At 46.9% G+C, this 13722-nt stretch carries 6 protein-coding genes and 1 pseudogene; 5 read left to right on the top strand and 2 right to left on the bottom strand.

All coding sequences use genetic code 11. The annotated features are described in order from the left end of the window. The first annotated feature begins 174 nt into the window (after nt 1-174). Nucleotides 175-2997: an endo-1,4-beta-xylanase gene (locus QF041_RS11335; protein ID WP_307414143.1), complete on the top strand. Its 2823-nt coding sequence runs from the start codon at nt 175-177 to the stop codon at nt 2995-2997. A gap of 265 nt (nt 2998-3262) precedes the next feature. Further along, a complete protein-coding gene (locus QF041_RS11330; RefSeq protein ID WP_307414141.1) occupies nt 3263-5743 on the top strand; it encodes an EAL domain-containing protein in 2481 nt (826 codons plus the stop codon). Nucleotides 5744-5883: 140 nt separating this feature from the next. On the opposite strand, the gene QF041_RS11325 is transcribed toward QF041_RS11330, so the two are convergent. Then, complete coding sequence (locus tag QF041_RS11325) at nt 5884-7320, bottom strand: SpoVR family protein (RefSeq protein ID WP_307414139.1); 1437 nt, start codon at nt 7318-7320, stop codon at nt 5884-5886. Next, complete coding sequence (gene yhbH / locus QF041_RS11320) at nt 7317-8486, bottom strand: sporulation protein YhbH (RefSeq protein ID WP_036609998.1); 1170 nt, start codon at nt 8484-8486, stop codon at nt 7317-7319. Before yhbH ends, QF041_RS11325 begins: the two co-directional genes overlap by 4 nt. 255 nt (nt 8487-8741) lie before the next feature. Between yhbH and QF041_RS11315 the strand changes: the two genes are divergently transcribed. The 3 genes and pseudogenes from QF041_RS11315 to QF041_RS31270 all read left to right on the top strand — a co-directional run bounded on the left by QF041_RS11315 (nt 8742) and on the right by QF041_RS31270 (nt 13697). Beyond that, nucleotides 8742-10076, top strand: a complete 1335-nt coding sequence (locus QF041_RS11315) for an MFS transporter (RefSeq protein WP_307414137.1) — start codon at nt 8742-8744, stop codon at nt 10074-10076. 423 nt (nt 10077-10499) lie between these two features. After that, a complete protein-coding gene (locus QF041_RS11310) occupies nt 10500-11768 on the top strand; it encodes a sulfotransferase family protein (protein ID WP_307414135.1) in 1269 nt (422 codons plus the stop codon). Beyond that, nucleotides 11765-13697 (top strand): annotated as a pseudogene (locus QF041_RS31270) (asparagine synthase-related protein). The gene QF041_RS11310 and the pseudogene QF041_RS31270 overlap by 4 nt, the downstream one beginning before the upstream one ends. The last annotated feature ends 25 nt before the right edge of the window (nt 13698-13722 follow it).

Raw genomic sequence — 13722 nt, 5'->3', positions numbered from 1 at the left:
ATAAGTCCTATAGTTTAACGGGTAAACAAAGTTCGCTGGCAATCGTATAATGAAAGTGCTTACAATTTCTATTGAATAACGTCTATCCAATCCTGCACAACGATCTTGTAAAGGGCTGGCGCATGACAGAACAAAGGTTACTCTTCACAAACAACCAACCAAGGAGGAGATCGGATGCATTTGAGAAAATGGTGGAGCTTGTGCTTGTCGGCTGTATTGATCTTCAGTTTGTTCCCAAGTGTGGGAACAGGAGGGACACGTGCTGCGGCTGCGGACGTTAAGACTGGCGATGATGAAGTACTGTTCAAGGCTGATTTTGAAGATGGTGTGTTGGGACAATGGCGTCCACGTGCGAGTGAAAAGCTTGATATCGTAACGCAAGTAGGTCACGACAGTACACGCAGCCTGAGAACCTCTTCCCGTACTGAAACGTTCCATGGACCCTTAATTGAAGTAATAGACCATGTACAGAAGGGCAGCACGGTTCATATTTCGTTTTGGGCCATGTACGATGAAGGACCGGACAGTCAGGTTATTAACGGTTCACTGGAGAAAGAGTACAATAACGACGCTTCAAGTCGAGAATATGCTACGTTTGCCTCTGCAACTCTGAACAAAGGACAGTGGAAAAAAATCGAGGCGGATGTGGTGATCCCCGGAGAAAATAGCGGCATCACCGGATTCCGCATGTATGCAGAGACACCTTGGAAGACGTCAGCGGAAGTGACGCCGGCGGATACGATTACTTTTTACGTGGATGATGTACTGATTACGGAAGCCGAAAAAATTGAAATAGAGCCGAACATTCCAAATCTAGTGGATGTTGTGGGACAACACTATGCAATGGGAGCGGCAATCGACCAGTCTGCACTGGATGCGGAAGATCCGCATTCTCAGCTGTTGACGAAACATTTTAATAGTATTACAGCTGGAAACTTTATGAAAATGGATGCGATGCAGCCTCAGGAAGGACAGTTTGTCTGGTCAGAGACAGATCGCCTGGTGAAGTTTGCCGAAGCAAATGACATGGAAATCAGAGGTCATACGCTGTTATGGCATAGTCAGGTGCCAGAGTGGTTCTTTACAGATCCAAACGATGCATCGAAACCTGCCACGCGGGAACAGTTGCTTGCACGGATGAAAACCCATATTCAAACCATCGTGACCCGGTACAAAGGAAGGGTTCATACATGGGATGTCGTCAATGAAGTCATCTCAGACGGAGGAGGCTTGCGGAATGAGGCCAGTAACTCCAAGTGGAGAGATATTATTGGGGATGTAGATGGTGATGGAGATGACAGTGATTACATTGAGCTGGCTTTCCGATATGCACGTGAGGCTGACCCCGATGCTGTACTGGTGATTAATGACTATGGAATGGAGGGCAATGGAAACAAGGTGAATGATATGGTGAAGCTTGTAGAGAAGCTGCTTGCCAAAGGAACACCGATTGATGCGGTTGGATTCCAGATGCATGTATCCATGTACGGACCGGATGTAAAGCTCATTCGTGAGGCTTTTGAGAAAGTGATCGCTCTTGGTGTAAATGTACAGGTTACAGAGCTGGACGTTTCGATCTATTCGAGTAATTCTGAACTGGAGATGCCTGTCACAGATGAATTAATGCTGCAACAAGCTTATCGTTATCGTGAACTGTTCGACCTGTTCGACGAGTTGGGAAAACGCGGTGTAATGGACAGCGTTACAGTATGGGGACTTGCGGATGATGGTACATGGCTTGATAATCATCCAGTCAAAGGACGCAAAGATGCACCATTGTTATTTGATCGTAAATTAAAAGCAAAACCGGCATTTTGGGCACTGGTGGACCCTACCACCCTTCCGATCTATCGTAATGAATGGACAGCATTGAAGGCCAGCCCTTCTTTCCCGAATCACAAAGGACAGGAAGACATTCTTTGGGGTGCTGTGAAAGGACTCGAAATTAATCATCTGGCAGATGGTACATCTGCGGTTACGGGTGAGGCTCGTATGATGTGGGATGCCAAAAAGGTGAATTTACGAGTGGAAGTGAAGGATACTACACGTCGCAAAGGGGATCAGGTGGAGGTTTTCCTCGCGGAAGAAGTCAAGGGGACAGGCGCTGCAACTTCTGAAGCTGATCTGTCTGCCAAGAAGAAAAATCCGCCGTCTGCAAATGGTCAATATACATTTAAACGGGATGGCGGTAAAGGCAAAGATAAAAATACTTACAACGTACAGGAGACAAAAACCGGGTATGTTGTATACGCATCACTGCCTATGTCATCTGTTTTACTTACCGAAGGCCAGGTCTTGTCTCTGGATTTTCGGATTACGGATGAATATGCTGCTGGAAAGACAGCGACCATTGTTTGGAATGATATTTCCAATCAACAGCCCGACAAACCAGCCAACCGGGGCAAACTGAAGCTTGGTTCTGTCTTGAAACAAACCAAGGTCACTTATGGCAAACCTGTCATTGATGCGAAAAAGGATAACGTCTGGAAAAAGGCTGCATCTGTTAAAACGGATGTCTGGGTGGTCGGAAACTCCGGTGCAACGGCGACTGCACAGCTGTTATGGGATGAGAAATACCTGTACGTATTGGCAGATGTGAAAGATCCTTTGCGAAGCAAATTAAGTTCTAATGCACATGAGCAGGATTCAATTGAAATTTTTATCGACCCGAGCAAAGATCAGACAACATTCTATCAGGAGGATGATGCCCAGTACCGGGTCAATTTTGATAATGAGACTTCTTTTGGTGGAAATGCACGGAAAGAAAGTTTCAAATCAGCTACCCGATTAACAAGCGGAGGGTATACAGTTGAAGTGGCAATCCCACTGGATAGCGTTCGTGCTGAAGAGCAAAGATGGATTGGGTTTGATCTTCAAGTTAATGATGATGGCGCGGGAGATGGCAAGCGAAGCAGTGTGTCCATCTGGAGTGATTCATCAGGTAATTCTTATCAAGATACTTCCGGTTTTGGCAGTCTGTTATTGACTCGTAAATAGAATATTTAGTTGTGAATTAGAATATGAGAATGTTAGCTATTCAACATTGTATATCTGGAAATAAGTGTTGATTTTAAAGGCTGGGACGTTTAGACTATATACATTCAAATAAACGGGTTCCAATGTATGACAACGGCTTCAACTAAGTCTGTGGTCACGAGTCAAATGATGCGGAGGGAGTGCCTGTCATCCAGACAGCGCACTCGCTTCTTTTTTACATTTTTGCATACATATAAGGCATTTCCCGGTTGAAAGGACAGAGTGAGTGGAGCACCTACATGGTACGTACAACTTAGAACTTGTTATTTTATCCTATATTATTGCATCGTTAGCTTCATACGCTGCCCTTGACCTTGCAGGCCGTGTAAGTCAGGCTAGCGGGATGGCGCGGAATGTATGGCTTAGCTGCGGTGCAGTATCGATGGGGCTGGGAATCTGGTCCATGCATTTCGTAGGTATGCTGGCTTTTGTTCTGCCTACGCAAGTCTCCTATTCCACCGGTAAGGTTGTTTTATCTGTTCTACTTGCTATTGTCGCATCGGGGGTGGCCTTGAACATTGCGGGTAGACAGTCGGGCAGGATAAGCAAACTCATGATTGCTGGAGTACTGATGACAGCAGGGATCAGCTCGATGCATTATGTGGGAATGGCAGCGATGTCAACTCCGGTTACGTATGAACCAGGCAGAGTGGTGTTATCCATTCTGATTGCAGCGCTTGCTTCATTTGCGGCATTGTGGCTCATGTTTTTCTTCCGTTATCATCAATCAAGACATACCTGGGTTTACAAGGTGGGCAGCGGTCTCATTATGGGTATTGGAATCTCTGGCATGCATTATACCGGGATGTCAGCCGCACATTTCCATCATTCACATGGCTCCATGGTAAGTTCAGGTATGCAGATTGAGCCAGGCATTCTCGCCTACTTGATCGCTTCGGGCACATTTATTGCTTTGGGCTTGACGTTGTTTGGCATATTTATCAATCAGCGAATGTCACAGAAAGATCAACGGATTCATGAGAACGAGCAATGGTATCAGGCCTTGTATCATAACCATTCAGATGCCATTATTTCAGTGAACAAGGAAGGTATTGTTAAAGGGATTAATGCTGCTGTAACAACAATCACCGGATATCCTGAAAAAGAGGTCATGGATCGTTCCATTGATGAGATTGCTCAGCAAATCGATATAGAGTGGATAAGTGAATTTGATTCCATCGATTGGGATGATCATGGGCTGGAGCAGGCGCACTACATGGCCAAAATGAGAGACGTACAGGGTGAACTTCTGGACCTTAGTATTGTTGTAGTTCCTGTTGTCATTGATGGCAGACATGTGGGAAGTCACATTTTGATCAAAGACGTAACGGAGGAGAAACAGGCTCAGGAGAAGATTCGTCACCAAGCTTTGCATGATCCGTTGACGGGGCTGCCCAATCGGCGCAAGTTGGATGATGTGCTGGCTTGTACGATTAACGATTCAGCAGAAAAAGGGAATTCTTTTGCCGTTATGGTGATGGATATAGATCGTTTCAAGATGATTAATGACTCGCTGGGACATTCCATTGGAGATGTATTTCTAAGAGAAGTCAGCAACCGGATCATGAAAGCCATAGAAACTTCTGATCCCTTGGCTATGGAGAATGTCATGCTGGCCCGGATGGGCGGTGACGAGTTCACACTCGTTGTGACCCAGGACCAAGCGACAGAAGTACGAGTGGCAGAACTTGCAAAACAGATTGTTGAAGCCATTCAGTTACCTTATCGACTGAAGGAGAATGACTTTTACGTAACCGCCAGCATTGGAATTGCGATGTATCCGGATCATGGAGTGGGCGTGGATGCTTTGCTGAAACATGCGGACTCCGCCATGTATGAAGTGAAGAAAAACGGCAAAAATGGTTTCCAATTCTACACTGCCCAACTGGATTCGGAACTATATGAACGCATTGAGCTGGAGGGTTATCTTCGTAAAGCTTTGGAACGCGATGAGATGGTCCTGTACTATCAACCACAGATTCGTACCGAGGATAGCCGAATGATTGGTGTGGAGGCTCTTATACGTTGGAACCATCCACTCAAAGGTCTGCTCGCACCCAATGTGTTTATCCCGCTTGCAGAAGAGACAGGCATGATCTATGAGATTGGCAATTGGACGCTGCGGGAGGCATGCAGGCAGATGAAACTCTGGCATGCCAGTGGCGGACCACTCATTCCGGTATCGGTTAACTTGTCCAGCCAGCAGTTCCACCAATCCAACTTGGTAGAACAGGTCAAGAATGCACTCTTGGAGACAGGGCTGGATGCTCGATATCTGGAGCTGGAAATAACAGAGAGCATGATGATGGATGCAGCCGTATCCACGGCGATCCTGAATGAACTGACAGCACTGGGTGTCAAGATCAGCCTGGATGATTTTGGTACGGGATACAGTTCACTCAGTTATCTGAAGCATTTCCCGATTCACAAGCTCAAGATTGATCGTTCGTTTGTGACGGACATTACAGAGAGTCACAGCGATCAAGCCATTGTGGCGACCATTATATCAATGGCACAGAATCTCAAGATGGAAGTCATTGCGGAAGGCATTGAGACGAAAGGCCAACTGGATATTCTGATGCAGAATGATTGCCGGGAGATTCAGGGATATTATTTCAGTCGTCCACTGCCAGCAAGTGAAGTGGAGCATGACTTTTTTGTACCGCTGCGATTGCAGGGTAATGGTACACCGCCGGTACCATTCTAATTTTATGTATGCCAAGCGGCAAGTTCCCGTGTATGTCAGGAACTTGCCGCTTTTTTATGTCGTATCTTTTATTAAACATTAAACTCATCCATGATAAGAGCATTTATATTTTCGTTTCCAATTAATGATACTTGAAAACCTTACAAAAACTTGCGGTGGTGCTTCTTGCCATCATACGTAAACCAGATCGGTTTATCCTCGACACGTGTCTCCACATGTACCGTACGTCCCCAGAGGCGATACAGATAAGGCATGGTGCGCTCCATATATTTCAGGTCCAACTCGATGCCCTCATATTGATGTTTCAGCACGAGTTCCCCGGTCCGCATATAGTCGGCATCTTGCACGACCAGATAAGGGGAACCTCCGTTGACACGTGAAAATACGAGCTGATCCCGTATGTTCTCCCAGGACTTGTCGGTGATTTTCCAGTCCGGGCCTTTTTTCTCAAATACGTAGAGGTCCAGATCCTCGGTTAATTGTTTGGTCATGTAATTGCGGATAAAGGAGGTATCGGAATCAAATTCACGCACCTCGAACATTTTGGCACGACCTTGCCCCGGTTTGCGGCCCCAACGTTCCTGTTCTTCACGGGTTGGGTTATCCCAGCGTCGTTCAATATCCTCGAAAATCTTCAGTCCCAAATAATACGGATTCAGACTTTGTTTGGATGGCTGCACCACGGAGGAGTTGAGTTTCGCAAATTCGATCGTATCCTCACTGTTCAGATCGAGTTCACGGATAATGCGTTGATGCCAGTAGGATGCCCAGCCTTCGTTCATGATTTTGGTTTCCATCTGTGGCCAGAAATATAACATCTCTTCACGCATCATACTCATGATATCCCGCTGCCAGTCGGTCAACACTTCCGAGAATTCCTGAATAAACCACATGACATCCTTCTCCGGTTCAGGCGGAAAGTGATGGACCTGAATACCTTCGGCGGGTGTTTCTTCGGTCTTCACATCATCAAGCGACCATAGATCATCATAGCGACCTTCCGGCCGTGGTTTTTTCTCACCGCGCTGCTCCCGCATTTTCATCTCCATGTAACGTTGTTTGTCCAAATGGCGGGGTTTAATCAACTGTGGGTCCACATGTTCCTGAATTGCGATCACGGCATCGATAAATGCTTCAACCGCTTCCGTTCCGTACTCCATCTCATAATTGCTGATCCGATCCGCCGTAGCAGCCATGCTTTCGACCATATTACGGTTGGATTTGGAGAAGCGGGCATTGTTTTTGAAAAAATCGCAGTGTGCCAATACGTGGGCTACGATCAATTTGTTCTGAATAAGGGAATTGCCATCCAGCAGGAAGGCATAACAAGGGTTGGAGTTGATGACAAGCTCATAAATTTTACTGAGTCCAAAATCGTATTGCATTTTCATCTTATGAAATGTTTTGCCAAAGCTCCAGTGGCTGAATCTGGTCGGCATGCCGTAGGCTCCAAATGTATAAATAATATCCGATGGGCAGATTTCGTACCGCATGGGGTAATAGTCCAGACCAAAACCATTGGCAATCTCCATAATCTCGGCAATAGCGTATTCTAGGTCGCGGATCTCATCTGTCATCTAACGCTGCCTCCTTCCCGTTTCTGGAAAAAGCTGCGCAAAGCTTTGTACACTTCGCCTTTTTCTTTGATCACATAATACATGAACTGATCCATCTTGATATGACGGTAAGCCGACATCAGTGTGCTACTGCGGTTGTACTGATTCACTTCGCCGTATCCAAACATATTGCTACGTTTCATTAACTCACCGATCAGCTTAACACACCGTTCGTTATCCGAGGTCAGATTATCCCCGTCAGAGAAGTGGAAAGGGTAGATGTTGTAGCTGGAAGGTGGATACCGGCTGTCAATAATATCCAGTGCCTTCATATATACAGAGGAGCAGATGGTGCCTCCGCTCTCGCCACGGGTAAAGAACTCTTCTTCGGTTACTTCCTTGGCTTCCGTATGATGGGCGAGGAAAACAATCTCAACTTTCTCATACTGACGGCGTAGAAAACGGGTCATCCAGAAGAAGAAGCTGCGCGCGCAGTATTTCTCAAATGAACCCATGGACCCGGATGTATCCATCATGGCAATAATAACGGCATTGGATTGTGGAATGATTTTGTCTTCCCATGTCTTATAGCGCAGGTCATCCGGACTGATGTGATGGATGCCTGGCGTACCGGTCGTTGCATTGCGACGCAGATTCTCCAGAATGGTACGTTTCTTGTCAATATTGGACTGCATACCTTTTTTGCGAATATCGTTGAAAACTACCGTATGTGTCTCAATCAGGTCTTTGTCTTTCTGCTTCAGATCGGGTAATTCCAGCTCAGCGAAGAGCATATCTTCCAATTCCTCAATACTCACTTCGGCTTCCACAATATCATGACCAGGCTGATCGCCAGCTTTTTCGCCTTTGCCGGGTTTCTGCGAAGCAGAGGGATCACGACCGATGACGTCTCCGACCTGACTGTCACCGTCTCCTTGACCGACATGTTTTTGCTTCTGGTAGTTATACACAAAACGGTACTCATCCAGACTGCGGATTGGTACCTTGATGATTTGTTTTCCATCAGACATGATGATGTTTTCTTCCGTAATCAGATCAGGCAGATTCTGCTTGATGACATCTTTCACCTTTTGCTGATGGCGTTGTTGGTCCTGGTACCCTTTGCGGTGAAGCGACCAATCTTCTTTCGACACGACGAACGAGTAAGGCTGGTGTGAATTTGACATGTAGGCACCCCCCATTGATTACGCGGCACAGTTTGGCCTGTCGGTAATTAAGTATATTCACGGGCGAGGACGATATGTGATGAGAGTGGATATAAAATGATACAATTACGCAAGTTCACCACAGAGGTAAGGTGAGTCGTAAGAACAGAACTGCACCATTTTTTACAGAAACAGTGAACAAGTGTGATATCCTTCCTTTACAATAGGAGAAAGACATCAATCATTATAATAGTTGCATGTAAAGGAAGGATTTATGTGAATAAAAAGGCGATCAAGGCTTGGATTATGTATGATTGGGCCAACTCGGCTTACGCGACAACTGTGCTGGCCGCAGTACTGCCCGTATTCTATGCTTCGGTGGCTGCAGCAACGCTGGATACGGATACCGCCGCCTCTTACCTGGCCTATACACACTCCATTGGCATGTTGTGCGTAGCTCTGCTAACACCGTTGTTAGGCACGCTAGCTGATTTGTCAGGACGGAAAGGCGACTTCCTGCGTGTATTTGCAATTATAGGCGTCCTTGCCACATTGGGATTCAGCGCAATCGGTGAAGGGGACTGGTTCCTTGCTTCCGCGTTGCTGGTCATATCCACGATCGGTTTTGCGGGTGGGAACACCTTTTACGATGCAATGCTGCCTGATCTGGTACCCGTGGAACGAAGGGACATGATATCCTCCAAAGGTTATGCTTATGGTTATATTGGAGGAGGCTTGCTGCTTGCGGCGAACCTGCTGATGATTCAGCAACCGGGCTGGTTCGGGATGACCAGTACATTGGCAGGCACAAGACTTGCTTTTATCTCCGTCTCGTTGTGGTGGTTGCTGTTCTCGATACCGATCTTTCGTCATGCTCCGAGACGGCCTGCATCACCGGACATGCCCGGCTCGTGGACAGGGTATGCTGCGGTGGGCGTGCGCAGACTGCGGCAGACCTTTCGTCAGATGCGGCGTTTTCCCCAGTTAATCCGCATGTTGTTGGCTTTCTGGTTTTTTAATGACGGCATTAATACCATCATTCTGATGGCTACAATCTATGGGACAAGTATAGGTATCGGCACAACCGACCTGATGCTCGCGCTACTGTTAACCCAGTTCATCGGGTTCCCGTGTACATTGTTACTGGGAGCATGGGCACAGCGTTGGGGAGCAAAGCAGGTATTAATCGTTAGCTTATCGGTCTACATATGTATTGTGATTCTCGGTTATTTCATGACACAAGCGATCCACTTCTACGTGCTCGCCGGGCTGGTTGGTGTTGTGCAGGGTGTGAGTCAATCCACAGCTCGTTCCTTGTTTAGCAATCTGATGCCAGCTGGCAGAACAGGCGAATATTTTGGTTTTGTGAATATTACAGGCAAATTCTCTTCGATCTTTGGTCCATTTGTATTCGGTTATGTCGGACAGATCACGGGTTCCACGCGTTGGGGCATTCTGTCGCTGATCTTCTTTTTCGTCGCTGGCATTGCTGTATTGTTAACCGTGAAGGTACAGAAGGGGATGCAGGATGCTACACTGGCAGATCAGGAAGAAGGGCGTAATGGGAGCTTCAGAGCTCCTGGGAAAAGTTCAAATGTAAAATTGACCTGATGATTGTCCAACGGTTTTCATAGTAAGCTTCTCAACGGATTACGTATGGCTTCAGGCATTGTTCCTCACAGAACATGTCTGGAGCTTATTCGCGTTTGTGCAATCAGAACATAGTTGATCATGAATAAGTGCTTAAACGACAGACAGCAGAATACAGTGAAAGAGTAAGAATTTATGAAAAGGTGAAAATAAAAGATTGACATGATACATTTTGTATCATAGAGTAAAACTATAAATACATATTGTATCTGAGAGTTGTCGAAAGAATACATGTATTTGCATCACTCTCGGGTAAGGTTCCGACGGAATGTTGCAAAATACTGACCTAATAGTTTGCGTAGTATTCGTTTTGCCAAACACAAAAGTAGAGTCTGGTCTATCCCGGCTGCATGCTTATTTTATTGAACAGAGGAGAGGCTGCCATTGATCGACGCTCAAGGTAACGGACTTGTTTTCTTACTATGTGTTCCCCGCAGTGGTAGTTCATTATCCACAGTCATGCTGCAAAATCACAGTCGTATATTCGCCACCCAGGAAATGTGGTTTCTGATGAGTCTTGTCGATCTGCCAAAAACCGATTCACGTGCTTATGGTGGCAGCTCCATCATGCGTCAGTTCTACAATGCCATGGTATCCGAGGATGTCTTCGAAAAGGCGTGCAGAAGTTTTGCTCTTGAGATCTACAATGGATTCCTGGAAGGGAGCGGAGCAGACTTCGTCGTTGATAAATCTCCGCGTTATTATTACATGCTAGAATGGCTGGATCGTCTGTTCCCACAGTCCAAGCGCATTCATCTCCAGCGTAATCCTCTGGCCATAGCAGCATCATTCAAAAAGGTAAACCGCCATACAGGTGAAGGATTCGACCTGACTCATAGTTTACAGAGCTCCAAATTAAATATGAAATCTGTAGATCTCACACTGGGTATGCTCCGCTTGAATGATTATTTTGCCGAACCACACTCCAATGCGTATGAATTGCAATATGAACGATTGGTTTCCAATCCACAGGAAGAACTTGAAAAACTATGCGCGTTTCTGGGAATTCGATATGAACAGGGTATGGAGCAGTATGGACATTTTCTGGACAGTGCCAAGTCTGACATGTTCTACAGTATGGGCGTGGGTGATCCTTTCCTCTCTTCGCATCAAGAGGCACATCAGGGTTCTGTTAACAACTGGAAAAACATATTAGAACCGCATGAAGTTGAACTGTATTGCCGTGTAATGGGAGCGGATCTATTCCATCGAATGGGGTACAGTGAACAGTTGGCGGAAGCCGAACAATGGACGGGTGTACATTATGATGCAAGTCCGGATCAAGAGGTCATCGAGCGGATTACGCATCAGTTGACGACAGCGACTGGTTGCGACTGGCAGCAGCACTATCGGATGCAGCCAGCTGATTCACTCGTCCATGATTCCCATGAAAATCGGAATGATTCAGCTCTCGAAGAACCTGAGAAGATAGATCCCACACTGGCTGCACTGGCAACGATTAGGCAGCTGCAGGCCGCACTAAGGGCGGCAGATCATCGTCTGGAACGAGGATACACTGAGCGAGAACGTTTGAAAGTCCAACTGGCTTCTGCTCAAAGCAAAATACAGCGTATCAAATCATGGGTACCATTTGGTCATCAGATTAGCGCCTGGGCTTCACAGCGCAAGATTCTACGGGGAGGCAAGTCATGAGCGCTATAGCAGGAATTGTACACAACGATGGTCAGCAGGCGCTATGGGAAGACAGCTGGCGTCTGTACGCAAGCCTGGGGCATGTCCCTGCGGATACAACAGGGGTGTGGAAAGGCAATGAGGCGTTCCTCAGCTGTCATGCCCAATGGATTACACCGGAATCGGTTAGCGAGAAGTTGCCTTTATATGATGAGGTAAGTGGTCTGACCATCACGGCAGATGCCATTCTGGATAACCGGGAACAACTGGCAGATCAATTACAGATCTCCAGAGCTGAACTGGCGATGTTATCGGATAGTGAATTGATCTTGCGTGCCTATCAGCGCTGGGGAGACGATGTAGCTGTCCGATTGCTGGGGGATTTTGTATTCGCGATATGGGATGAGCGGAATCGAAAACTGTATGCAGCGAGAGACATTACAGGCATGAGAGCTTTTTATTACCGACATGATGGTTCACGTTTTGCTTTCTGCACACTGATGAATCCGTTGCTCGGGCTTGAAGGGGTACATAAAGAACTTGATGAGACCTGGCTGTCCGAATTCCTTGCCATTCCTGACATGCATGATTCAGCAGATATCAATTCAACCGTATATCGGGGAATAAGCCAGCTGCCTTCCGCACATACACTTGTTTTCCGGGATGGGAGACTGGAGCTGAAGCAATATCATCGTTGGAATGAAGTCGAACCTCTAAGGCTGAAATCCGATGGTGAGTATGTAGAAGCGTTTCGAGAGGTCTTTGGGCAGGCGGTCGGATCACGACTACGAACTCACAGGCAGGTGGCTGCTGCATTAAGTGGCGGGCTGGACTCGGGAGCCGTGGTTTGGTTTTGCTTCCGGTACACTGAGAAGTCAGGGCAAACGGCTGCATGCTTATAGCTATGTTCCCGTGCCGGATTTTACGGATTACACGTCGAAAACGTTGCTTGCTGACGAGAGACCATTCATACGTTCGACCATTAACCACGTCGGGAATATCACAGAGAACTATCTGGATTTTGAAGGCAGAAGTCCTCTCAGTGAAGTAGACACCTGGCTCGACATTATGGAAATGCCCTATAAATACTTTGAAAATTCGTTCTGGATTCGCGGATTCTATGAAAAAGCGAGCCAGCAGGATGCAGGTATTCTGCTCACAGGAGCACGTGGTAATTTCACCATCTCCTGGGGACCGGCTCTGGATTATTACGCCAGTCTACTGAAAAGTGGCCGCTGGTACCGCTGGTTCCGTGAGATGCAGCAGTACAGTGAACGCACTGGCATGCCTTTCTCCCGTATAGCCAAGATCACCGGGAAAAAGGCATATCCGGATTGGTTCAAGGCTCAGTCCAAAGGAGCCAGCCAGGCCGCATCCGTACAGTTGATTCATCCTGATTTTGCGCAGAGAACGGGTGTACTGGAACGACTCAAATCCATTATTGTTCTGCAGGGCGGTGCCCAGGCTGATGCACTCAAAGTGCGTGCCGAGAAATTCAATAATCTGGCCATTGCGAACAAAAACGGTGCTGTAGCTACAAAATGTTCTCTGCGTTACCGCGCTTGGGAACGTGATCCGACAAGTGATGCCAGAGTCATCCGGTTCTGTCTGTCCGTTCCGATTGAACAATATGTGAAACAAGGGACGGATCGTTCATTGATTCGCCGGGCTACTTCACCGGAGTTACCTGACAAGGTCAGGCTGAATCAACGGGTACGGGGTGTACAACCGGCGGATTGGCTGCATCGCATCATTCCGAATTGGGATGCCTTTACGGCTGAGTTACGTGCTTTGTGTTCTGACAGCAAGGTTGCTGGCATATTAAACACGGAGCGTATCAAGTCTGCCCTGGCCAATTTTCCGAGTCCAAGACCTGAACTTGCTTCACATCCAGATCTGCGATTGATGATGCATAGTCTGATCGTCTATCGGTTCATTCGAAAATTCTGAATGAGGGCACATGAAAGGAGGTGAA

The sequence above is a fragment of the Paenibacillus sp. W2I17 genome (assembly GCF_030815985.1).
In the GTDB taxonomy this organism is placed as follows: Bacteria; Bacillota; Bacilli; order Paenibacillales; family Paenibacillaceae; genus Paenibacillus.
Note: the sequence above shows the minus strand (reverse complement) of the source record. Positions and strands in the feature narration are given on the sequence as shown.